The organism is Chitinolyticbacter meiyuanensis (assembly GCF_008033135.1).
GTDB classification, from domain to species: domain Bacteria; phylum Pseudomonadota; class Gammaproteobacteria; order Burkholderiales; family Chitinibacteraceae; genus Chitinolyticbacter; species Chitinolyticbacter meiyuanensis.
Genome location: NZ_CP041335.1, coordinates 2,776,712 through 2,798,562, shown reverse-complemented (window position 1 = coordinate 2,798,562; position 21,851 = coordinate 2,776,712). Strand labels below are relative to the sequence as shown.

21 protein-coding genes are annotated in these 21,851 nt (G+C 65.5%); 8 read left to right on the top strand and 13 right to left on the bottom strand.

The features are described 5' to 3' along the window. Nucleotides 1–20: 20 nt before the first annotated feature. A complete protein-coding gene (locus tag FLM21_RS21540) occupies nt 21–143 on the bottom strand; it encodes a hypothetical protein (RefSeq protein WP_281284947.1) in 123 nt (40 codons plus the stop codon). Between the two features lie 47 nt (nt 144–190). Here FLM21_RS21540 and typA point away from each other — a divergent pair, with 47 nt between their 5' ends. Both typA and FLM21_RS13305 read left to right on the top strand, forming a co-directional pair. Next, a complete protein-coding gene (typA, locus tag FLM21_RS13310; RefSeq protein WP_148716036.1) occupies nt 191–2,005 on the top strand; it encodes a translational GTPase TypA in 1,815 nt (604 codons plus the stop codon). Between the two features lie 232 nt (nt 2,006–2,237). Then, nucleotides 2,238–3,956: a polysaccharide lyase gene (locus FLM21_RS13305; RefSeq protein WP_148716035.1), complete on the top strand. Its 1,719-nt coding sequence runs from the start codon at nt 2,238–2,240 to the stop codon at nt 3,954–3,956. Between the two features lie 64 nt (nt 3,957–4,020). Here FLM21_RS13305 and FLM21_RS13300 read toward each other — a convergent pair whose 3' ends face one another. Both FLM21_RS13300 and FLM21_RS13295 read right to left on the bottom strand, forming a co-directional pair. After that, on the bottom strand, nt 4,021–4,737 hold the full coding sequence (locus FLM21_RS13300) for an NAD(P)-dependent oxidoreductase (RefSeq protein ID WP_148716034.1): 717 nt from the start codon (nt 4,735–4,737) through the stop codon (nt 4,021–4,023). 97 nt (nt 4,738–4,834) lie between these two features. After that, entirely contained in the window at nt 4,835–5,296 is a 462-nt protein-coding gene (locus FLM21_RS13295) for a DUF2269 family protein (RefSeq protein WP_148716033.1), read from the bottom strand. A gap of 90 nt (nt 5,297–5,386) precedes the next feature. Here FLM21_RS13295 and FLM21_RS13290 point away from each other — a divergent pair, with 90 nt between their 5' ends. The 5 genes from FLM21_RS13290 (at nt 5,387) to FLM21_RS13270 (ending at nt 11,904) form a co-directional block, all read left to right on the top strand. After that, nucleotides 5,387–5,971 (top strand): TetR/AcrR family transcriptional regulator, encoded by a 585-nt coding sequence (locus FLM21_RS13290; protein ID WP_187359899.1) that lies wholly within the window; start codon nt 5,387–5,389, stop codon nt 5,969–5,971. A gap of 62 nt (nt 5,972–6,033) precedes the next feature. Continuing rightward, a complete protein-coding gene (locus tag FLM21_RS13285) occupies nt 6,034–6,432 on the top strand; it encodes an RNA-binding S4 domain-containing protein (protein ID WP_148716031.1) in 399 nt (132 codons plus the stop codon). 16 nt (nt 6,433–6,448) lie between these two features. Continuing rightward, the gene (locus FLM21_RS13280; RefSeq protein WP_148716030.1) at nt 6,449–7,705 is read left to right on the top strand and encodes a GGDEF domain-containing response regulator; all 1,257 of its coding nucleotides are present in this window, start codon (nt 6,449–6,451) and stop codon (nt 7,703–7,705) included. Between the two features lie 31 nt (nt 7,706–7,736). Next, nucleotides 7,737–9,545 carry a M61 family metallopeptidase gene (locus FLM21_RS13275; protein ID WP_148716029.1) on the top strand — a complete coding sequence of 603 codons (1,809 nt, stop codon included), beginning with the start codon at nt 7,737–7,739 and terminating at the stop codon, nt 9,543–9,545. A 223-nt stretch (nt 9,546–9,768) separates the two neighbouring features. Continuing rightward, on the top strand, nt 9,769–11,904 hold the full coding sequence (locus FLM21_RS13270; RefSeq protein WP_187359898.1) for a putative bifunctional diguanylate cyclase/phosphodiesterase: 2,136 nt from the start codon (nt 9,769–9,771) through the stop codon (nt 11,902–11,904). Between the two features lie 160 nt (nt 11,905–12,064). Here the strand turns inward: FLM21_RS13270 and FLM21_RS13265 are convergent, their stop codons facing one another. The 9 genes from FLM21_RS13265 to FLM21_RS13225 all read right to left on the bottom strand — a co-directional run bounded on the left by FLM21_RS13265 (nt 12,065) and on the right by FLM21_RS13225 (nt 20,362). Continuing rightward, nucleotides 12,065–13,075: a M48 family metallopeptidase gene (locus FLM21_RS13265; RefSeq protein ID WP_148716027.1), complete on the bottom strand. Its 1,011-nt coding sequence runs from the start codon at nt 13,073–13,075 to the stop codon at nt 12,065–12,067. After that, on the bottom strand, nt 13,072–14,226 hold the full coding sequence (locus tag FLM21_RS13260; RefSeq protein WP_148716026.1) for a YjgN family protein: 1,155 nt from the start codon (nt 14,224–14,226) through the stop codon (nt 13,072–13,074). Before FLM21_RS13260 ends, FLM21_RS13265 begins: the two co-directional genes overlap by 4 nt. Before the next feature lie 79 nt (nt 14,227–14,305). Continuing rightward, nucleotides 14,306–14,608, bottom strand: coding sequence for a metal-sensitive transcriptional regulator (locus FLM21_RS13255; RefSeq protein WP_148716025.1), 303 nt, complete (start codon nt 14,606–14,608; stop codon nt 14,306–14,308). Next, a complete protein-coding gene (locus tag FLM21_RS13250; RefSeq protein WP_148716024.1) occupies nt 14,589–14,801 on the bottom strand; it encodes a heavy-metal-associated domain-containing protein in 213 nt (70 codons plus the stop codon). Before FLM21_RS13250 ends, FLM21_RS13255 begins: the two co-directional genes overlap by 20 nt. A 92-nt stretch (nt 14,802–14,893) precedes the next feature. After that, the gene (locus tag FLM21_RS13245; protein ID WP_148716023.1) at nt 14,894–17,248 is read right to left on the bottom strand and encodes a heavy metal translocating P-type ATPase; all 2,355 of its coding nucleotides are present in this window, start codon (nt 17,246–17,248) and stop codon (nt 14,894–14,896) included. Nucleotides 17,249–17,314: 66 nt separating this feature from the next. Then, on the bottom strand, nt 17,315–17,860 hold the full coding sequence (locus tag FLM21_RS13240) for a DUF1415 domain-containing protein (protein ID WP_148716022.1): 546 nt from the start codon (nt 17,858–17,860) through the stop codon (nt 17,315–17,317). A gap of 65 nt (nt 17,861–17,925) precedes the next feature. Further along, nucleotides 17,926–18,225 carry a hypothetical protein gene (locus FLM21_RS13235; RefSeq protein WP_148716021.1) on the bottom strand — a complete coding sequence of 100 codons (300 nt, stop codon included), beginning with the start codon at nt 18,223–18,225 and terminating at the stop codon, nt 17,926–17,928. Nucleotides 18,226–18,332: 107 nt separating this feature from the next. After that, a complete protein-coding gene (locus FLM21_RS13230; protein ID WP_148716020.1) occupies nt 18,333–19,694 on the bottom strand; it encodes a sensor histidine kinase in 1,362 nt (453 codons plus the stop codon). After that, a complete protein-coding gene (locus tag FLM21_RS13225) occupies nt 19,694–20,362 on the bottom strand; it encodes a response regulator (RefSeq protein ID WP_148716019.1) in 669 nt (222 codons plus the stop codon). Before FLM21_RS13225 ends, FLM21_RS13230 begins: the two co-directional genes overlap by 1 nt. 119 nt (nt 20,363–20,481) lie before the next feature. Between FLM21_RS13225 and FLM21_RS13220 the strand changes: the two genes are divergently transcribed. Next, on the top strand, nt 20,482–21,615 hold the full coding sequence (locus FLM21_RS13220) for a serine hydrolase domain-containing protein (protein WP_148716018.1): 1,134 nt from the start codon (nt 20,482–20,484) through the stop codon (nt 21,613–21,615). Here FLM21_RS13220 and FLM21_RS13215 read toward each other — a convergent pair. Further along, nucleotides 21,569–21,847: a DUF1653 domain-containing protein gene (locus FLM21_RS13215; protein WP_148716017.1), complete on the bottom strand. Its 279-nt coding sequence runs from the start codon at nt 21,845–21,847 to the stop codon at nt 21,569–21,571. The two genes, FLM21_RS13220 and FLM21_RS13215, sit on opposite strands and share 47 nt — an antisense overlap. Nucleotides 21,848–21,851 lie beyond the last annotated feature (4 nt).

The following is a 21,851-nucleotide window of genomic DNA, read 5'->3' as shown; positions in this document are numbered from 1 at the left end:
CTGGCGGTGATGGTTTCAACTTAGAACCCGGCGCGCGCCGTCGCGAACTCGTTGATGCCGAGTGTTGCATCGCTGCAGCCACCGCCCAACAGCTTGGCCGATGTCGGCGAAGGCTTCCCGATCGCCGCGATGCGGCGCGTCACCAGCCCGTGCTACAATCGCGGGTTTCGTCTCTTCCTGGCCCGCTTCCATGTCCCGCGCCCTACGCAATATCGCCATCATCGCCCACGTCGATCATGGCAAGACCACCCTTGTTGACCAGCTGCTGCGTCAATCCGGCACCTTCCGCGACAACCAGCAGGTTGATGAGCGCGTGATGGACAGCAACGACCTCGAAAAAGAGCGCGGCATCACGATTCTGGCCAAGAACACCGCCATCGATTACGAAGGCACCCACATCAATATCGTCGACACCCCGGGCCACGCCGACTTCGGCGGCGAAGTGGAACGAGTGCTGGGCATGGTGGATGGCGTGCTGCTGCTGGTCGACGCCGTGGAAGGCCCGATGCCGCAGACGCGCTTCGTCACCAAGAAGGCGCTGGCGCTGGGCCTGCGCCCTATCGTCGTGATCAACAAGGTGGATCGCCCCGGTGCACGTCCGGACTGGGTGGTCGACCAGACCTTCGACCTGTTCGACAAGCTTGGCGCCACCGACGAGCAGCTCGACTTCCCGATCATCTATGCCTCCGGCCTGAACGGCTTTGCCAAGCTCGAACTGGCCGAGGAATCGGACAACATGCGCCCGCTGTTCGAGACTGTGCTCAAGCACGTGCCGACCCCGCCGGGCGATGCCGATGCGCCGCTGCAGCTGCAGATTGCCGCGCTCGACTACTCGACCTACACCGGTCGCCTGGGCGTTGGCCGCGTGCTGAACGGCCGCATCAAGCCGGGCCAGAACGTGGTGGTGATGAACCACGATGATCAAGTTGCGGTGGGCCGCATCAACCAGGTGCTGGGCTACCAGGGTCTCGATCGTGTACCGGTGGACAGCGCCGAAGCGGGCGACATCATCATCATCTCGGGCCTCGATGACATCGGCATCGGCGTGACCATTTGCGACAAGGAAACCCCGGTTGGCCTGCCGATGCTGACCGTCGATGAGCCGACGCTGACCATGGACTTCATGGTGAACAGCTCGCCGCTCGCCGGCACCGAAGGCAAGTTCGTCACCAGCCGCCAGATCCGCGACCGCCTGACCAAGGAGCTGCTGACCAACGTCGCGCTGCGCGTCGAGGATACCGGCGATGCCGACGTGTTCCGCGTGTCGGGCCGCGGCGAGTTGCACCTGACCATCCTGCTGGAAAACATGCGCCGTGAAGGTTTCGAGCTCGCCGTGGCCAAGCCGCGCGTGGTGTACAAGGACATCGACGGCCAGAAGTGCGAGCCGTACGAAAACCTGACCATCGACCTGGAAGATGAACACCAGGGCGGCATCATGGAAGAAATCGGCCGCCGCCGTGGCGAGCTGACCAATATGGAATCGGATGGCCAGGGTCGTACCCGTCTGGAATACCACATTCCGGCGCGTGGCCTGATCGGCTTTCAGTCCGACTTCATGACCATGACCCGTGGCACCGGCCTGATGAGCCACGTGTTCGACGACTACGCACCGGTGAAGCCTGATCTGCCGGGCCGTCACAACGGCGTGCTGATCTCGCAGGAAGGTGGCGAGGCCGTGGCCTACGCGCTGTGGAACCTGGAAGACCGTGGCCGCATGTTCGTGAGCCCGGGCGACAAGCTGTACGAAGGTATGATCATCGGCATCCACAGCCGCGACAACGATCTGGTGGTGAACCCGATCAAGGGCAAGAAGCTGACCAACGTCCGTGCCTCGGGCACTGACGAAGCCGTGCGCCTGACCACCCCGATCAAGCTCACGCTGGAGTCGGCCGTCGAATTCATCGACGACGACGAGCTGGTGGAAATCACCCCGGTGTCGATCCGTATCCGCAAGCGCTACCTGCAGGAACACGAGCGCCGTCGCGCTGCCAAGGCCGAAGGCTGATCGCCCAAGGCCAAAAGGCCGGGTCGGTTCATCCGCGCTGTGCCAAGCCCCTGTTTCGAAAGGGGCTTTTTGTTGCGCCTGCGCCGCGCGCGGTGGCCGGTTGCTTGACGCTGTGGATGGCTTGCCGCAGTCTCCGCGGTACAAAGCTGGACTGAAGTCGGTGGCTACTTTCATACCACTTCAGGCCTGTCTCGTATCGAGCCGGCTCAAGCCGGCCACCGGAGGATGGAGTATGAGTCGCGTTACCCTGTCGCGCGCGCTGTCTGGCGGCGCGCTGCTGTTGCTTGCTTTTCACGCCCACGCCGCCTGCCGCGGCAGCTGGGCCGAAGGCAATATCTATGCCGTCGGTGATGTCGTCAGCTATGCCGGCATCAACTACACCGCCCGATCCACCCACACCGCGTATGTCGGCGCCAACTGGAATCCGGTATCGACGCCCACGTTGTGGCAAAGCGGCGGCAGCTGCGGCGCCACGCCGGTGCCGACCCCGACCAGCGTGCCGGCAACGCCGACCCCTCGACCAACTGCGACACCGCTGCCGACGTCGACGCCTGTTCCCGTCTCCACGCCAACGCCGCAGCCGACGACCACGCCCGCTCCAAGCGCGACGCCGACACCGGCTGGCAGCGCGTGCTATCCCGGCTGGGCCGCAGCCAGCGCCTATACCGGCGGCCAGCGCGTGACCTACGGTGGCCGCAGCTACGAGGCCAAGTGGTGGACTCAGGGCGACAACCCGGCGCAGAGCGGCGAGTGGGGCGTCTGGAAGGATCTGGGGGCGTGTGGCGGTACCATTACACCGACCACAAATCCCACGGCTGTGCCAACTCCCAGCGCGACACCGCGTCCTACTGCGACCCCGACGGCGACGCCGGTACCAACGGTGAGCCCGACCCCGATTCTCACGCCGACGCCCATCGCCACCCCTACGCCAGGGCCAACGCCGCAGCCAGGCTCGGCGTTGCTCGATGTGCGCTTCGACAATCACGTCACCGGCGTCTACACCGCCAATCAGTTCCAGTCGGATTGGAACAGCAGCCCGTCGGGCTCGTCCGGCGTTTCGGCCGGTCGGCTCAGCGTGGTGGCGGACCCGAACAACGCGGCCAACAAGGTGCTGCGCGTCACCTACAAGGGGGGAGAGATCGGCGGCAATTCCGCATCGGTGTTCGATGTGCCGCTGCCAGCCGGGCAGAACCACCTGTTCCTGCAGTACAAGCTGCGTTTCGACAACGCCTTCACCTGGGTCAAGGGCGGCAAGCTGCCGGGCCTGGGTGGCGCTGACACGCCCACCGGCTGCATCGACAACGGCACCTTCGATGGCTTCACCACGCGCAATATGTGGCGCGAAAACGGCTTGGCGTTCCAGTACCTGTATTTCCCCGGCAAGGCCGAGCGCTGCGGCGATTACTTCAGCTACGCCAAGCGGTTCGAGGTCGGACGTTGGTACACCATCACCCAAGAGGTGCAGCTGAATGACGCGGGTCAGGCCAACGGCTGGATCAAGGCTTGGCTCGACGGTGAGCCCACGCTGGCGCTTACCGGCATGAAGTGGCGCGAAGGTGCCGCGGTTGGCATCGATGCGCTGGTGTTCCATACCTTCTTCGGTGGCTCGACCGCGGATTGGGCGCCAGCCAGCGACCAGTACGCGTATTTCGATAACGTCCGTGTTTCGACCGGTTCGCCGCTGGCGCTGGTCGATACGCAAAAGCCCAAGCCCGCCTACAGCAATCCGCTCTCGGGCTACGCGCAATGGGAAGCCGGCAAGACCTACGCCGAAGGCAGCTACGTTTATCGCATCGACGGCGGCGTTTACCGTTACTTCAAGGCGCGGTACTACGTGGCGGCCAATATCGATCCACTGAACTCGAGCATCCCGGAAGTGCACGTTGGCGTGTATTCGCCCAAGCTCGACAACGGCGAGAAATGGATGGAGCTGACCGCCCCCTGGCAATGAGCGGTTCATGCACCCTGCAGTGCACACAGCCCCGGTTCGCCGGGGCTGTTTTTTCGCCCGGTGGCTACTCGCGGTTGTAGATCACCGGCATCTGGCCTTGCCAGCGTGCCCACAGTGCGGGGTCGGTAATCAGCTCGGCCATGAAGTGCGCCACGTTGATGCGGCTGGTGCGGCCGGCATCGAAGATCGCGCTGCGCATGGGCGAGGCATGCACGCTGTAGGGGCTCACTGCAGCGGCATGGTCCAGCGTATCGGGCCGGACCACGCTCCAGGCGATGGCCGGATGTGCCAGGCCGATCTGCCGCTGCAGATACTCGGCAGCCGCTTCGTTGTCGGCGTGTGGCGGCAGCAACAGCCGAATCAGGCCGACGACCATACGCTGCGCCAGCGAAACCGGCTCGGCGAGGCCGCGATTGCGGCAACCGGCCGAGTTCATCAGTACCACCCGCACCGGTGCACCCCCTGTGCCTGCCGCTTCGCAGGCGCGGCGGATCGCGTCGCTTACCAGCCGCCATGGCTGGCCATAGATGCCTTTCCAGCTCAGCGCGTGCCCCAGGCAGCAGGCGATTGCGCTGCAGCCGGCCGTTTGCCGCGCCAGCTCAGTAGCATCCAGCGCAAGCAGCTCGGCGCGGGTGATCGTCAACAACGGATGGCCCAGCAGCTCGTCTGGCAGCTGGGACTGAGGCCGGATGAGGGCGCGGACCGGCAGGCCGCGTTCGAGCAACTGCTGCACCAGCAGCCGGCCGGTGGCGCCACTGGCGCCAAGCACGAGGATGGTCACGAGGCGATTCCCGGTTACCAAAGTATGGAAGGCGCCACGCTAACCGATCCGGCTGGCGGGCGCATGCGCCACTTGATGAAGACATGCCTCTCGGCGATCAAAACCCTGTTTTGTCCACCATCAGCCACAGCGCTGGCAGCAGTGCCACGGTGGCCAGCGTGCCTGCGATCGACCACCAGCGAGCCAGCGGCCAGTAGCGCTGCGGCAACGGCGCATCATCGGCACGGCCGCGCAGCAGGCGTGCCTGGGCGATCTGGATGGGCAGTAGCACCGCAAGCCAGATCAGGCCCGATACGGCAAACAAGGCATAGGCCTGCCAGATCCACGGCCAGGCGTGCACACCACCGTAGTCGGTGGCCAGCAAGTGGCCGGTCACGGCAAGCAGGGTGGCGCCGACGGCGGTAAAGGCGAGGTCGGTGACGTTGACGAGCCGGGTGGCGTAGCGGATCACCGCCACATTGCCACTGCGATCGGCCATCACTTTCCACAGGGCGCTGACGATCACATTGCCGAGGAACAGGCATACGCCGAAGAGATGCAGGGTTTTCAAGAAATGCATGCTGGATTCCAGGTTGATCTTGACGATGTCAAGTTTACGATAAAACTTTGCAGTGTCAAGATTGTGTCGATTGCAGAACCGGATGCGTGCATGTCCAGCTATCACCACGGCGCCCTGGCTGGCGCGCTGCTCGATGCCGCCGGCAAGTTGCTGGCGGAGAAGGGCCTGGCCGGCTTCAGCCTGCGTGAATGCGCGCGGCGTGCCGGGGTGTCGCATACGGCACCTGCTCACCATTACGGCGATGTCGCCGGCCTGCTCACCGCCTATGCCGCGCGATCGTTTGCGGGGTTGGCGGATGCGTTGTCGGCGGTGGCGCCGGACGGCGATGCTGCGCGCGCGCTGCAGCGCCAGGGCGTGGCCTATGTCGGGTATGCACTGGCGCTTCCGGCACGTTACCAGCTGATGTTCAGCCCCGGCCCCTTGCGGCGGGACGATCCGGCGTTGCTGCGCGAAGGACTGCGCGCCTGGTCCTGCCTTGCCGATGCAGTGGCGGCAGTGACCGGCCGCCCGACGCCGTTGCCGGCGGGCGATGCCGATGCGGCGCTGGCGTGGGCCGCGGTGCATGGCATTGCCGATCTGCTGATCAACCAGCAGCTGCAATTGCCACCCGACGCCGGCTGGGAAGCGCACACCGAGCGCATGCTGGCGCACTTGGCCAGGTGCTGGCAGCGTTGACCGGCGCTGCCTGAGCCTGGGCGCTACGGTGTACCATCGGGCCATCCTGCCGCGAGAAAACCATGAGCGACGATAACAAGGTCCGCCTCGACAAGTGGCTATGGGCCGCCCGCTTCTACAAGACCCGCTCGCTCGCCACCGATGCCATCGAGGGTGGCCATGTGCACCTGAACGGCGATCGTGCCAAGCCGGCGCGCACCATCAAGGAGGGTGACATGCTGCGCATCCAGGTCACGCACGGCCTGTTCGAGATTGAGGTGTTGGCGGTGTCGGATCGGCGCGGCCCTGCCGAAGTCGCGCGTACGCTCTATCGTGAAACCGAGGAGAGTGCTGCTCGCCGCGAGGTGGTCGCCCTGGAGCGCGAGCTGGCGCCCCAGTTCGACCATCCGCAGGTCAAGGGCCGGCCTACCAAGAAATGGCGTCGCCAGCTGAGCCGGGTCGACCGGCAATCCGGCGACTGATCCGGCAGGGAAAATCATGGAACGAGAGCCCCCCAAGGTCTACCTCGCATTGCCCGATGCCGAGCGCGCGCGCTTGCTGGCAAGCCAGCTACAGCTTTATGGCTACGGGGCCAAGCCCTTCGAGCGGGCCAATGCGTTGCTCGCCGCCGTACATGGCGAGCCGCCGTTTGCGGTAGTGCTCGGCGAATCCGGCCTGCCGGATGACCCGCTGGCACGCTGGCTGCCGCTGTTGGCCAAGCTCAAGCCCGGCTCCGTGTGGTGCGAGGGCCACGACCTGACCATGGCGCGGCAGATCGAGTTGATGCGTCACGGCGTATCGGGCTTTCTGATGGCGCCGTGCTCGCTGCGCCAGCTGTACGAGCGCTTCGATTCGATGCAGCACCACGAGCACCCGTCGCCGTATCGCGTACTGGTGCTCGACGATTCCGAGGCGGTGCTGCACTGGGTGGAGAAAACACTGCGCAATGCCGGCATGGACGTGCGCACGCTGCATGATCCGCTGGAAATCTTCATCCAGCTGGAGCGCTTCCTGCCGGACGTGGTGCTGCTGGACGTCTACATGCCGGGCTACAGCGGCGACGAGATTGCCCGGCTGATTCGCCAGGACCATCGCTTCGACAGCCTGCCCATCGTGTTCCTCTCCACCGAGACCAGCCGCAGCAAGCAGCTGATGGCACGCAGCATGGGCGGCGATGATTTCCTGGTGAAGAACATGCCGGCCGAGGAGCTGGTGGCCGCGGTCGGCATCATTGCGGACCGCTACCGCATGCTGCGCCACTGGATGGTGCGCGACGGCCTGACCGGCCTGCTGAACCATACCCGGCTTACCGAAAGCCTGGAGCGCGAGGTGGAGCGCGCCAGCCGCAAGGTGTCGTCGCTGTCGTTCGCCATGGTCGACATCGATCACTTCAAGCAGGTGAACGACCAGCACGGTCATGCCGTGGGCGACGTGGTGATCCGCGCACTGTCCGGGCTGATCAAGCAATTCGCGCCGGGCACCGAGCTCGTCGGCCGCTACGGTGGCGAGGAGTTTGCGCTGATCTTTCCCGATACCACGCTGATGCGTGCCGCGCAGGCCGTGGACGAGATGCGCCAGCGCTTTGCCGGCCTGCCGTTCCAGGATGCCAGCGGCGCGGCATTTGCCTGCACGCTGTCGGCCGGCGTGGCGCAGCTCAAGGACAACATGCGTGCCGGCCAGCTGATCGAAGCAGCTGACGGCGCGCTCTACCAGGCCAAGGCGGCCGGACGCAACACCATCGGACTTGCGCGCTAGGCGATCTGGCGCACCCCACTGCGGACACCTCATGAAACTGCACTATCGCCTTACCCCCACCGATCTTGCCGCTCACTATTTCGATATCGAACTCACCATCGCCAAGCCCGATCCGGCGGGGCAGGTGCTGTGGCTGCCGGTATGGATACCGGGCAGTTATCTAATACGCGAGTTCGCCCGCAACATCGTGGCGATCTCGGCCGAAGCGGGCGGCAAGGTGCTGGCAGTGACCAAGCTCGACAAGCATCGCTGGCAGCTAGCAGCAACCAGGAAGGCGGTGACCGTGCGCTACCGCGTCTATGCGTTCGATCTGTCGGTACGCGGCGCTTACCTTGACCAGCAGCGTGGCTTCTTCAACGGCACCAGCGTGTTCCTGGCGGTGGCCGGGCAGGAAGACCAGCCGGTCGGTGTCGAGCTCGTCGCACCGGTGGGCAAGGCCTACCGTGACTGGGAGGTGGCAACGACGTTGCCACGTGCCGAGGCCAAGGCCTGGAGCTTCGGCGGTTATCGTGCTGCCAACTACGACGAACTGATCGACCACCCGGTGGAGCTCGGGGCGTTTACCCGCACCAGCTTCAAGGCCTGCGGCGTGCCGCACGACGTCGTGCTGGCGGGCCGACAGCGCGCAGATCTAAAGCGGTTGAAGCGGGATCTGAAGCAGATCTGCGAATACCAGATCCGCCTTTTTGGCGAGCTGGCGCCGTTCGAGCGCTATCTGTTCCTCACCGCGGTGGTCGGCGACGGCTACGGCGGGCTGGAACACCGCGCCTCGACCGCGCTGATCGCCAGCCGCGACGATCTGCCGCTGGAACATGAAACCGGCCTCAAGCCGGGCTACCGGCAGTATCTGGGCCTGTGCAGCCACGAGTACTTCCACAGCTGGAACGTGAAGCGCATCAAGCCCGCCGCCTATGCGCCGTATGACCTTACCCAGGAAAACTACACCCGATTGCTGTGGGCCTTCGAGGGCATCACTTCCTACTACGACGACCTTACATTGGTGCGTGCCGGACTGATCTCGCCGCAGGAATACCTCGATCTCTTGGCGCAGACCATGAGCCAGGTGCAGCGCGGGGCAGGGCGGCTAAAGCAGAATCTGGAGGAAGCCAGTCTCGATGCCTGGGTGAAGTACTACCGGCAGGACGAAAACAGCCCCAACGCCATCGTCAGCTACTACACCAAGGGCGCGCTGGCCGCGCTGTGCCTTGATCTGACGATACGGCAGCGTAGCGACGGTGCGAAGAGTCTGGATGACGTGATGCGCACGTTATGGCAGCGCTACGGCCACGATTTCTACCCGCGTGGCGCGGGTGTGCCCGAAGCGGAGTGGGAGCGTGTTGCCAGCGAGGTGGCGGGCTTCGATCTCGCCGCTTTCTTCGATCACGCGCTGCGCTCGACCGACGATCTGCCACTGGCCGAGCTGCTATCCGCATTTGGCGTGGAAAGCCAGCTGCGCCCGATTGCCAATGGCGGCGACAAGGGCGGCTGGAAGGAGATCGCCGCACCGGGCAACGCACTGGGCGCTCGGGTGGCGGCCGAGGCGGGTGGGGTGAAGCTGACCCAGGTGCTCGATGGCGGGGCGGCGCAGGCCGCCGGATTCGCTGCCGGCGATGTGTTGATCGCGCTCGACGGCCTGCGGCTCTCGAGCGGCAATCTCGATGCCGCTCTGGCGGGTTGGCCGGTAGGCAGCACCGTGCCAGTCCATGCCTTTCGCCGTGACGAGTTGTTTTCCCGCAACTTGACGATACAGCCGGCTGTCGCCGACACATGGGGGCTGCGCTTGGCTGCCACACCGTCGCCGCAGGCAAAAAACCTGCAACAGCATTGGCTTGCACGCTGAACGGGCACGAATTAATGCGTTGTGTCGCCTTGCCGTGGATCGCTGCCCGATGACCGGTAAGGCTTGATATGTGCAATCCGTGCTGGACCGTGCATACGTGATTGTCTAGATTACATGGAGCAAGCAATCCGGCGTCGACCGGAGCTGACAGGGGGAGCGGATGGCCGTGCAGTGGGGCTGGGGCTTTGCAAACACAATACGAGGCAAGATTCTTGCCGTATTCGTGTTAATCAATCTCGCTGCGACGTGTGCCTACAGCTATTACGTCTACACCCTGAAATCTGACGCAGTTCGTCAAGAAGTGGACAAGCGTCTGGCCGCCGCTGTCGTGGCCGCGCCGTTAATGTTGCCGCGGGATTATCTCGAGCGCGCCCGCAAGCCGGGCGATATCAATCCGCTGGAATACCGGCGCTGGGTGGCGGATTTCGACCGCTACAGCCGCTCGGTGGGATTGCGCTACCTCTACCTGTTCATGCCGGTGGGCGATCGCGTCGTCTACCTGATGGATAGTGCCAGCCCCGACGAGGTGCGCCGCGGCTACTACGGCCGCTTCTTTTCCGAATACCGCGGCCCCATCGCCGAATTGCGGCAGATCCTGGCCGACGGCAAACCGCGCTATGTCGAATACGTCGACCGCTATGGCCACTTCCGCTCGCTGTTCATTCCCGCCGTCACCGACGATGGCCGACCCTATCTGATCGGGGCCGATGTCGCGATGGGCGATATCCAGCTGCAGCAGGAGCAGGCGCTGCAGCAGTCGCTCGGCATCGGTTTATCCATCTTTGCAATCGGTTTCGTGCTGTCGCTACTGCTGACCTGGCAGTTGTCACGCCCGGTGGAAGCTCTGGTGTCCGGCGTGCGGCGTATCGAAGCGGGCGACTACAGCGCGCGCGTGGCCTGGAAGAGTGGCGACGAGCTGGGCCAGTTGGCACGCAGCTTCAACACCATGACTGGCGCGGTGGCCGAGCGCGAGCGCGAGATGCTGCGACTTGCCTTCGTCGATCCGCTCACCGGCCTCGCCAACCGCACCCGGCTGATCGAGGCGATCGAGGCCCACTTGGCGCAGCAGCCGGAGCACTTCGCCGTGGTGCTGTTCGACCTCGACCAGTTCAAGTACATCAACGACTTTCTCGGCTATCAGGTCGGCGATGCCGCCATCGCCGCGTTGGGCAAGCGGCTGGCCAGCACGCTGGGCAGCGAAGGCGAGCTCTGCGCGCGCTTGTCCGGCGATGAATACGCCATCCTGTTTCCCGATACCACGCAGGCCCGCCTACCGGCGCAGTTGGCGCGGATCGAGGCCTTGCTGGCCCAGCCGGTGGTGGTGGCCGGGCAGCGGCTGGAACTGGGCGCCAGCATGGGCGTAGCGCTGTATCCCGAGCACGGCGACAACGGCGATTTGCTGCTGCGCCACGCCGAAGTGGCGATGTACGCCGCCAAGCGCCTGCATCAGAGCCATGTGCTGTATGACCCCGGCTTCGAGCAGAACCGCCAGACGCAGCTAGCGCTGCTGTCGGACCTGCGCAACGCGGTGGCGGAGAACCAGTTCGTGGTCTGCTACCAGCCCAAGGTGCGGATGAAGGATGGCGAGATCGAAAGCGCCGAGGCGCTGGTGCGCTGGCAGCACCCGGAACGCGGCTGGATCCCACCAGGCGATTTCATCCCCTTTGCCGAGCAGACCGGCCGCCTGCGCATGATCACGCAGTGGGTGATCGATGACGTGTTGTCGCGCAGCACGCTCTGGCGCAGCGTCGACATCGATCTGCTGGTGTCGGTGAACATCGGTGTCAGCGATGCCGAGGACGCCACTTTCGTCGATTTCGTTGAAGCGGCACTGCAGCGCCATGGTGCCGATCCATCGCGCCTGTGTCTGGAAATCACCGAGACCGGCGTGATGAACCGCCAGCGCGAACTGCTGGCCAATCTTGCGCGATTGCGCAGGCTGGGCGTGCGCCTTTCCATCGATGACTTCGGTACTGGCTATTCCTCGTTCGCCTACCTTGCGCAGATGCCGGTACACGAGCTCAAGATCGACCGCACCTTTGTCCAGGCGCTCGATTCCAAGTTCGAGAACGTGTCCATCGTCCGTTCCATCATCGAGCTGGGCCATATCCTCGGCCTGCAGGTGGTCGCCGAAGGGGTGGAGACCGAATCGGCCTGGCAGGCGCTGGCTGTGATGGGTTGCGATGAAGCGCAGGGTTATCTGATCGCCAAGCCGATGACTGCCGAAGCCTTCAGCCAGTGGTATTTGGGCGGCCCCATGCTGCCCTACACTCCACCAGACATGTCGATGATCGACCCCAGCCCAGCACCTGTCGTCGGCCCGGCCGTGCGGATTACCCGGGACAACGAATTGGGCTGAAGGCGTGTCGTGTTCGGGCCGCTGCTTGCAAACGACTTGTTGAGACGTGGCGGGCGCAATTCTGATCGAGGGTGCAGGCGGTACGCCTGCCCAGTCCAACCGTGCCGGTTCCCCCGTCAAGGCTGCGAATCTCGCCTAGATCGCGCCTCTCGAAATGTGGCTATCGCGACAGCGACTTGATCCGTTCCTCGGTATCCGGGTGTGACGACAGCAGCGCGGGCAAGCGGATGTGCTCTTCGCCCTTGTGCTGAGCCATCAGTTTGGCCAGCGCACTGCCGAGCTTGCGCCGATCCAGCCCCAGCGCAGTCAGGCGATCCTGCGCGTAGCGGTCGGCTTCGCGTTCCAGATCCCGCGAATAGCCCAGCTGCAGCACCAGTGCGCCAAAGCTCGCCACCTGGGCTGCAGCACTGGGTGCATCGCCCAGGACGGCGGACACCGCCACGCCCATGCCGGCGCTCTGGTAGATCATGCGCAGGCCATGCCGCAATTCCACGTGACCGATCTCGTGTGCCAGCACCGCGATCACTTCGTCGTCGGTCGCGATGGCGGCAAGCTCGTCGGTGAGCACCACTACCCCGCCGGGCAGGGCAAAGGCGTTGGCGCCGATGGTCGGGGCCGCGTGAAAGTGCAATCGGTACTGGTAGCGGCTGTTCGCAGGGACCAGCTTGGCGAAGCGTTGGCGCAGCGCAGCCTGGCGCTTGGCCGCCAGCTTGGTGGGCTTCAGGTCCAGCTCCAGTGTCGTGAGATGCTCGAAGGCTTTGTCGCCGATCACCCGTTCGACCACCGGTGGCGTCATCAGTGTGGCGCCGCGGGACAGCAACGGCAGGCCCCACAGGTAGAACGCCACGGCAAAGCCGGCGAGTAGCAGCAAGGCATAGCTGACCCAGCGCCAGCGCGATTCCAGGTGATGCAGCACGCCATCGTCTTGGCCGAACACGGCGGCAATGCCAGCGTGGTCGAGGCTTTCGCATACGCTACCATCGGGCAGCGTCAGCCGCCGGGGCTGGCTCCCCAAGCGTGCCTCCAGGCAGACCTCCGAAAGCGCATAGCTGCGCGGCTCGGCAAGGCCGGATAGCCACAGCGTGTCGCCATTGCGTTGCAATGTGACTGGCCATGCGCCGGAGGTGGCGCCGTCGTACAGCGTGGCGCTGGCTACGGGGTACTGGCTCACAGCGCGAGATCGAGGTCGAACAGCTCGCCCGCTTCGCTACCGGCCACGTTGCCGTAGCTCGCCACTGCGGCTTCGAAACCACCCAGGTCATTCGGTGCCAGCAGCGCCGTATGCTGCAGCCGATAGCGGGTGAGGGTGACCACCACCCACGGCGTGGCCAGGCCCAGCGTGATCACCAGCAGTGGAATGCGGGTGCACAGCAGCTTGATGTAGCCCAGCAGCGCGATCTTGCTCTCGATCTGGCAATCGGCCACACGGGTGTTGCTCCAGGTCACGTTGAGCAACGCCACCCGCATCGTCTGCATCACGATGGCGTAGATCATGCCGAACAGCGCATACGCGAGGAAAATGCCGCCGACCGCGACCACGCCGATCAGCCAGCTCGGGAGCTCCCAATCGGTTGCCCAGACAATGCCGCCGCCAATCGCGGCGATGACGGCACCCATGATGATCAACATCAGCATCACGCCGCCGGCAATGCCCATGGCGGCGAGGTAGATCAGGAAATAGGGCCCGATCACCGGCTTCATGGCGAACGATTGATTGCCAAAGCGCATGTTGTTGAGCAGGAACTGGCGCTGCTGGTGATGCACGTAGGGAAAGGCCATACCGAGCGACGGGATCAGCAGCAAGGGCAGCAGCAGGAAGTGCTTGTAGCCACCGCCTGCGGTGCCGGTGAAGCCGAAGGCCACGTTGCGGTAGCGGGTATAGCGCAGGTTGAAGGCCAGCGAGCGCACGATCATCCAGGGCAGCGCCAGCCACAGCAGCAGGCCAGCGATGATGGCGGTGATCGGGTGCAGCGCGTAAAGCGCCATATAGGCCGCAAAGAAGACGAACGCGATTGCCCGGCCCTTGAGGATGCGTAGCGGATCGGCGGTGTAGTCGAAGCGCGCGCCGGCAAGCTCCGTATTGCCGTAGAAATATTTCAGCCGGCGTACCTTGGCCCAGGCCGAATAGATACCCAGCGTGACGATGCTGAGCGCCAGGTTCACGATCCAGATACGGAAATACTCGCTGCCCTGGCCGTGGAAGGTCAGCGGCCAGCGCAGCAGCGGCGGCTCGGTTGGGGCCGGTGGCGTGGCCGGTACTTCATCAGTGTGTGGCAATGCCGTTTCGGCACCGGCTGGTAATGCGCTAGCGTGGTCGTCCATGATTCGCTCCCTGATACGGCTTATCGTTGTCGCGCCAGTGTAATGGCTTTTTCATGCCGTAAGCAAAGCGGCGGGGCGGCTAACCGAGCTTGCGGATCACCTGCATCAGTTCGGCAATGGCCGCCTCGCCATCGCCTTCCTTGATCGCGCCGCTCACGCAGCCGCGTGCGTGTGCTTCCAAGAGCTGCATCGCCAGGCTGTCGAGTGCCGATTTCGCGGCAGCCACCTGCGTCAGGATATCGATGCAATAACGGTCTTCCGCCACCATCTTGTTGATGCCGCGTACCTGGCCTTCGATGCGGTTCAGCCGGGAGACCAATGCAGCCTTGTTCTCCCGCACCACTAGCTTGTGGTCGCAGCACTCATCCGCGGACGATGTCATAGCCGGCGTCCTCGATGGCGTTTTCCAGTTGCTGCTGGCCGATCACCGCAGCGTCGTAGCGGATATGGGCCTGTGGCGGGGCCAAGGTCACGTTTACGGCTTCCACGCCGTCCTGCGCCTGCAGCGCGCGGGTCACGCTGGCGACGCAGCCGCCGCAGCTCATGCCGGAAATGGTGAGTGTCAGTTCGCTCATGATGGTGCTCCTCGGGTTGATGTGAAACGACTACGGTGACGGCTGGCGTGCTGTCCGCAAGCAGCAAGACCAGCGCCGGCTGCTTGAATCAGTCAGTCACGATGCGCCTTCCAGCGGCGCAAGAGCAGCGCATTGCCGACCACCGACAAGGAACTCGCCGCCATGGCCGCACCGGCAATCACCGGGCTCAAGAGGCCGAGCGCGGCCAGCGGGATGCCCAACACGTTGTAGAAGAAGGCGAAGAACAGGTTCTGCCGGATCTTGCCGAGCGTGGTTCGCGATAGCGAAATCGCTTCGGCGACGTGCGTCAGATCGTTGTGCATCAGCGTGATGTCCGCCGCCTCGATCGCCACGTCCGAGCCCGAGCGCATGGCAAAGCCCACGTCGGCGGCGGCCAGTGCCGGTGCATCGTTCACGCCGTCGCCCGCCATCGCGATGCGACGTCCATCCTGCTTGAACTCGGCAATGGCAGCCGCCTTGTCGCCGGGTTTTACCCCCGCCCGGTATTCGGAGATACCGACGTCCCGTGCCACGGCAGCGGCCGTTTGTGCGTTGTCGCCGGTGAGCATCACCACGCGCACGCCCTGCGCCTGCAGTGCGGCCACCGCGGCCTTGCTGCTGGGACGGACGGTGTCGGCGATGGCGATCAGCCCGGCCAGTTGTTCATCAACCGCCAGCGCGATCACCGTATGGCCATGTGCCGACATCGCCGCCACCTGTGCTTGGTCGCCATCGCGCAAGGCCGCGGTCCAGCTAGGCACGCCGACGCGTAGGGCCTTGCCATCGATGCTGGCCGTGATACCGGCACCGGCTTCGGCCGCGAAATCAGCCGCTGGCCGCAATTCGATGCCCTGCTGCTGCGCGCGGGCCAACAGTGCGCGCGCCAATGGATGCTCCGAGCCGGCCTCGGCGCTGGCGGCCAGTTGCAGCACCTGTGCTTCATTCCAGCCGGGCGACGGGGCGATGGTGGCAATGCCGGGCTGGCCTTCGGTCAAGGTGCCGGTCTTGTCGACGATCAGCACGTCGATCTCGCTGGCGGTCTCCAGCGCCGTAGCGTTGCGGAACAGGATGCCGCGCTTTGCCCCAAGGCCGACGCCGACCATCACCGCCGTCGGCGTGGCCAAGCCCAGCGCGCAGGGGCAGGCGATCACCAGCACGGCCACGGCATGGATCAGCGCGGTGGCGAACTCGCCGCTCCACCACCAGGTGGCGCCGAAGGTGAGCACGGCAATGGCGACCACCACCGGCACGAACACGGCGGAAATGCGATCGGCCAGTTGCTGGATCGGCGCCTTCGAGCCCTGGGCCTCGCTCACCAAGCGGACGATCTCCGCGAGCTGTGTGGCACTGCCTACACCATCGGCGCGCAGCGTGAGCATGCCTTCCACTGCCTGGGTGCCGGCATAGACCTTGTCGCCGGCCACCTTGGCGAGCGGCAGCGATTCGCCGGACAGCATGGCTTCGTTCACCGCGGCACGACCATCCAATACGGTGCCGTCCACCGGCAACAGCTCGCCGTGGCGCACGATCACCGTGTCGCCCACGTTCAGCGCGCTGATAGGCACCTCCACCGGGTGGCCGTCCTGCAGCACGCGGGCGGTCTTAGGTTGCAGCGCCAGCAGCTCGGCAATCGCCCCGGCGGTCTTGCCCTTGGCACGTGCCTCCAGCCACTTGCCGAGCAGCACCAGCGTGATCACCGCAGCGCTGGCCTCGAAATACACATGTTGGTGAGAGAGGCCCAGCGCGGTGACCACGCTGCTGTAGCCCCAGGCCATGGTAGTGCCGAGCGCGATCAACACGTCCATATTGGCGGCACCGCCGCGCAATGCGTGCCAGGCCCCGCGATAGAAGCGCAGCCCCACGGTGAACTGCACCAGGGTGGCGAGCAGCCATTGCAATGGGCGTGGTATCAGTTCGTGCCAGCCGGCGAACATCGCCACCATCTCGATCAGCAGCGGCGCGGTGAGGACGGCGGCTGCGGCAAAGGCGAGCCGGGTGCGGCGCAACGCCACCTCATGATGCCCGGAGGGGGGATCCGGCAGGATCACGCGGGCGGTGTAGCCCGCCTTGGCCACAGCGGCGATGGCCGCCGCTTCGGCTATCGTTCCGATCGCGCGCAGCTGCGCCGTTTCACTGGCGAAGTTCACATTGGCGCTGATGCCGGGTAGCCGGTTCAGCACCTTTTCGATGCGGGTGGCGCAGGCGGCGCAGGTCATGCCTTCCAGTGCCAGCGTCAGCGTGGATTCCGGCACGTCGTAGCCGGCTTTGCGGATGGTGTCGACCGCGGTGTCGACGGTGGCGGCATCGCTCAGCTCGACCTGCGCCGATTCGGTAGCGAAGTTCACCGAGGCGGCCACACCGGGCTGGCGGTTCAGCACCTTCTCGATGCGGGTGGCGCACGCGGCGCAGGTCATGCCGGTGATCGGCAGGGTGAGACTCTGGCGCATGGCAGGGCTCCATATACCTTATGGGGGTATAATAAACCCCGTAGGGGTATATCCGCAAGCGGCTGTCTAGTCGGCGTCGGGAAACAGCTTTTGCCAGCCCGGCAGGCCCAGGTCCCGCAACACGGCAATGTTGCGCTCGAAAATCGCGGCTGGATCGGGAAATGCGGCGGTAGCCCGCGCAATGCTGTCCTCACGTAGCAGATGCAGCGTGGGATAGGGCGCACGGTTGGTGTAGTTGGCGATGTCGTCGGCTGCGCTGCCTTCGAACTGGTAGCGCGGGTGAAAGTGCGCCAGCTGCAGTACGCCTTCCAGCGCGAGGTCGGCCACGATGCGCTCGCCGGCGGCGATGACATCGACGAACTCGTCGAATCCCGCGAACAGCGTGGGGTGGATCAGCAGCGTTGTGTCGACGGCCTTGGGGTCGCTATCGCGCAGCAGCACCAGCTCGTGCTCCAGTTCGTCGAGGAAGGCGTCCAGATGCCGGGCGCTGCTGACCACATAGCGCACCTGCTCCTTTACATACACCGCCTTGGCGAACGGGCAGAGGTTGAGGCCGATCACGGCCTTTTCCAGCCAGGTGCGGGTGCGGGCAATGACGAGGTCTTGATCCATGGGCGCGGGTCGTGCTGGGGAGGCCTGCGATGATAGCGCTTTGCCGGCCCGCTGGATCGCGGTGGCTATTCGGTCTTGGGCAACGTGGGGTTGCGCGACAGGTAGCCGAACACCACGGCGTAGTTGAGATAGACCGGCTCTTCGTCACCCGCGGCCACGCGCTCGCGCACCAGCCGGGTGAACAGCGTGCGCGATTGCAGCGTGCGGATGCGGCCTTCCTTGCTGTCGCAGGCGGTGAAGTTGCTGGTCAGCGCATCGATGCTGATGAAGCAGTCGACCACGCGACCATCTTCCAGCTCGACGGAGAAGGGAATGCCGCCGATCTCGTCGACGGGGGTCAGCACGATGGGGTAGGGCAGGCTCATGGTGCAAGCGTAGTGGGGATTGCATGCATCGTCGCACCACCTCGCCGGGCGGTCCAGCCGGCAGGCGGCACGCGTTGCGCCGCGCGGTGAGCGGCTGGTTTTGCCGGTCAGGCGGATGGCCAGTGGACGGTGATCGCAGTGCCTCGCCCGTCGGCACCGTCATTGACGATGATGCTGGCATCGAGCGTGCGTGCGGCCGAGGCGACGATGGCGAGTCCCAGCCCGGACCCGCTGGCCGTGGCGCAGCGGCCGCGAGCGAAGCGTTCGAACAGGCGCTCGCGCTCGGCCAGCGGGATGCCTGGCCCGTCGTCGCACACCGTCAAGCGGATTTGCCGCCCGGGCTGGGTCACGGTCACCTCCACCGTGCCGCCGTCGCGGCCATGCCGTACCGCGTTGCCAACGAGGTTGTCGACGATGGATTCGAGGGCCTGCAGCGGCGCAGCGAGCGGCAGCTGGTCCGGCCCGCGATAGCTGAGCGCGATGCCGCGCGTCGCCGCTTCTGCCGCATGTGCGGCCAGCGTATCGCGCACGAGGTCTGCGAGGTCGGCGCGAGAGGTGTCGGTGGCAATACCTGCGTCGAGCCGGGCCAGCGCCAGCAACTGCTGCACCAGCCGTGCGGCGCGTGCCAGGCCGTGGCGCAGCCGCTGGATGGCCGCCTCTCGCGCCGCTTCATCCGCGGCATGGATCAGCGCATCGGCCTGGGTGGTGACGACGGCAAGCGGTGTACGCAGCTCGTGCGCGGCATCGGCCAGCAGCGCGCGCTCACGCTGCAATTGCGCCGCCAGCCGCGATAGCGCCGTGTCCAGGCTGGTCGCAAGCGGTACCAGCTCGGCGTAGACCGGCGGCGCGGCGAGTGGTGCGGTGCTGTCGGGCGGCCGTTGCACCAATTCGCTTGCCAGTTGGCGCAATGGTTGCAGGCCGCTACGTACCGCGATCCAGGCCGGCAGGAACAACATCGGCAATCCGGCGGCGAACAGCAGCAGCGCAGCCGGGCTGAGCATCACGTCGTGGTACTGCGCCCGTCGGCTGGCCACGCTCTGGCTCACCTCGATGCGATAGCGCCCTTGGGCGGCAGGCAACCCATAACCGCGCCAGGCGGCTTCGCCGGCGACATCGAAGAAGCCATCGCGCCCAATCGCAGGGCGGGGCGGACCGTAGTGGGCGATCAGCCGTCCTGCGGCGTCGCGTACGGTGTAGCCGAAAAATCCCGGCTGCACATTGCCAGAGCGCTGGTACTGCGCCAGCAAGGCATCGCTGCCGGCCAGCGCTGTGCGCAAGGTAGCTGGATCGGTCGACCGGGCTGTGACTTGCTGCACGGCTGTTGCCAGATCGACCAGGTCCTGGTCGAACTGCCCCGAGATGGCGTGCTGCATCAAGTAGAGCCCCAGCGCGTAAATGCCCAGCCACACCGTGCCGTAGGCCAGCAGCAGGATCAGGAACAGCCGACGGGCGATCGATGGCCGCCACATCAGTCGGCCATCCGGTAGCCGACGCCGCGCACGGTCTGGATGCAGTCCTCGCCGAGCTTGCGCCGCAGCCGGTGCACATGGAATTCGATGGCGTTGAAATCCAGCGGATCGCCCAGCGGTACCAGTGCGCTGGCCAGCCGATGCTTGGGCACCACGTGGCCGGGCTGACGTGCGAGCTCGGCCACGATGTCGAATTCACGGCGCGACAGCGCCACCGGTTCTCCGTCACGCCAGACTTCGCGCCGCCCCGGATCGATCTGCAGCGCGCCCACGGTCCAGCGCCCAGAGGTCTGGCCGCTGGCCCGGCGGGTGACGGCGAGGATGCGTGCGACCAGCTCCTCCGGCGCTACCGGCTTGACCACGTAATCATCGGCGCCGGCATCGAGCCCGGCCACGCGGTCGGCCACGGCATCCCGTGCCGTCAGCACGATCACTGGCAGGGTGAGGCGACGCCGCCGCCAAGTGGCGAGCACGGCCAGCCCGTCGCCATCGGGCAGGCCCAGGTCCAGCACCGCGCAGATGCAGGCGGCGCTTGCCTTGGCGTTGTCCAGCCAGCGGATTGCATCGGCGGCATGGCGCAGCCATTCGCTGCTGAAACCGCGCGCGACGAGGGCGTGTTGCAGCGCGGCGCCGAGTTCCAGATCGTCTTCGATCAGCAGCAGATGCATGACAGCTCCGGTATGCAGGGCTCGGCCCTCAGCATTTGCAAAGCTTGGGGCGTTTCCAATGAGCGGATCGGTGCAGCGCCACGGCCTGCATCGTTTCCCCACCGCCCTGGAGACTGCCCATGCTGCGCGCTTTGCTCAAGTCCACCCTGTTCATCGGTTGTCTATTGCTGACTGCCTGCAACGATGCTTCCCCGCCGCCGGAGCCCGACGCACTCGCCGAGCTGCAGAAGATACTGGTCGACGCCGTTGGCCCGACCGTGCCGGCGGCGCAGCTCTATGCGGCAGGCCCCAATGGCAGCTACCGGCTGGCTGCCGGCTTGCGCGATATCGCCGTTGCGCAACCGGCCGGGCCGAACGACCGCATCCGTGCCGGCAGCATGGTCAAGACCCTGGTTGCCACGGTGGTGCTGCAGCTGGTCGAGGAAGGGAAATTCGGTCTGGATGCCCCCCTGCCTATGGTGCTGCCCGACGCGGTGATCGCCGGCCTGCGATACCGTGCTGACATCACGGTGAGGCAGCTGCTGAACCACACCAGCGGCCTGCCGGAGTTCGACAGTCCGGAGCTGGAACTGGCTGCTGCCGGCGATCCGCAGCGCATCTGGTCATCCCAGGGCTTCATCGATCTGGCGGCGGCCCGCGCGCAACAGCCGCCCGGCGCACATGCCTATTCCAACACCAACTACGTGTTGTTGGGGCTGATCATCGAGCAGGCCACTGGCGAGAGCTGGCGGCACGCGATACGCCAGCGCATCCTGCTCCCGCTGCAGCTTGCCGATACCCGCCTGCCGGAGCCGGGCGACATCAGCATCGCCGAGCCCTATCTGCGTGGCTACGTACCGGACGAGGCCGGGGTGCTGCACGACATTTCGCGAGTCGATCCGTCGATGGCGGGTGCCGCTGGCGGGCATGCGATGATCACCACGACCACCGAGCTGGCCCGCTTCACCCGCGCGTTGTTGCGTGGCGAACTGTTTCGCGACCCGGCGACGCTGGCGAGCATGAAGGCCGTGGTACCGGCCGAGCCGCGTGGCGAGTTCGAATATGGCTATGGCCTGGGCCTGGAGCGCTATCGCTTCCCGGATGGCACCGAATTCTGGGGGCATGGCGGCTCGACCGCCGGCTACGCCGGCGCCACGCTGTACTTTCCCGAGCGCGATCTTGTCATCGTTGCCGCGCACAGCGCGTCCGACTTGCTGGAGGTCTACTTCAGGCTGGCATTGCCGGCGTATCAGGTGCTGACGGCACCGCGCTGAGCGGCGGGCCAGCGTAGGCAAAGCGTGGCTGGGCAACACCGTCCACGCTCACCTCGCCGGTGAACATCGCGTAAGGCCGTACCCACAGTCCGAGGTCGCCGTACAGCGTGCGATAGAGCACCAGCCACTCCTCCGTCTCGCTGTGGCGCACCAGGTCGAGCACTTCGTAGTCCTTGCCCTTGTAGTGGCGGTAACGGCCGGCCGGCAATGCCGGCTTGGTGAGGTCGGTCATGCGT

Bases quoted from the DNA above. Each gene is read 5' to 3' on its own strand.
- typA (WP_148716036.1), top strand. From the start codon at position 191: ATGTCCCGCGCCCTACGCAATATCGCCATCATCGCCCACGTCGATCAT.
- FLM21_RS13305 (WP_148716035.1), top strand. From the start codon at position 2,238: ATGAGTCGCGTTACCCTGTCGCGCGCGCTGTCTGGCGGCGCGCTGCTG.
- FLM21_RS13295 (WP_148716033.1), bottom strand. From the start codon at position 5,296: ATGCATTTCTTGAAAACCCTGCATCTCTTCGGCGTATGCCTGTTCCTC.
- FLM21_RS13290 (WP_187359899.1), top strand. From the start codon at position 5,387: ATGTCCAGCTATCACCACGGCGCCCTGGCTGGCGCGCTGCTCGATGCC.
- FLM21_RS13285 (WP_148716031.1), top strand. From the start codon at position 6,034: ATGAGCGACGATAACAAGGTCCGCCTCGACAAGTGGCTATGGGCCGCC.
- FLM21_RS13280 (WP_148716030.1), top strand. From the start codon at position 6,449: ATGGAACGAGAGCCCCCCAAGGTCTACCTCGCATTGCCCGATGCCGAG.
- FLM21_RS13275 (WP_148716029.1), top strand. From the start codon at position 7,737: ATGAAACTGCACTATCGCCTTACCCCCACCGATCTTGCCGCTCACTAT.
- FLM21_RS13260 (WP_148716026.1), bottom strand. From the start codon at position 14,226: ATGGACGACCACGCTAGCGCATTACCAGCCGGTGCCGAAACGGCATTG.
- FLM21_RS13255 (WP_148716025.1), bottom strand. From the start codon at position 14,608: ATGACATCGTCCGCGGATGAGTGCTGCGACCACAAGCTAGTGGTGCGG.
- FLM21_RS13250 (WP_148716024.1), bottom strand. From the start codon at position 14,801: ATGAGCGAACTGACACTCACCATTTCCGGCATGAGCTGCGGCGGCTGC.
- FLM21_RS13245 (WP_148716023.1), bottom strand. From the start codon at position 17,248: ATGCGCCAGAGTCTCACCCTGCCGATCACCGGCATGACCTGCGCCGCG.
- FLM21_RS13240 (WP_148716022.1), bottom strand. From the start codon at position 17,860: ATGGATCAAGACCTCGTCATTGCCCGCACCCGCACCTGGCTGGAAAAG.
- FLM21_RS13235 (WP_148716021.1), bottom strand. From the start codon at position 18,225: ATGAGCCTGCCCTACCCCATCGTGCTGACCCCCGTCGACGAGATCGGC.
- FLM21_RS13230 (WP_148716020.1), bottom strand. From the start codon at position 19,694: ATGTGGCGGCCATCGATCGCCCGTCGGCTGTTCCTGATCCTGCTGCTG.
- FLM21_RS13225 (WP_148716019.1), bottom strand. From the start codon at position 20,362: ATGCATCTGCTGCTGATCGAAGACGATCTGGAACTCGGCGCCGCGCTG.
- FLM21_RS13220 (WP_148716018.1), top strand. From the start codon at position 20,482: ATGCTGCGCGCTTTGCTCAAGTCCACCCTGTTCATCGGTTGTCTATTG.
- FLM21_RS13215 (WP_148716017.1), bottom strand. From the start codon at position 21,847: ATGACCGACCTCACCAAGCCGGCATTGCCGGCCGGCCGTTACCGCCAC.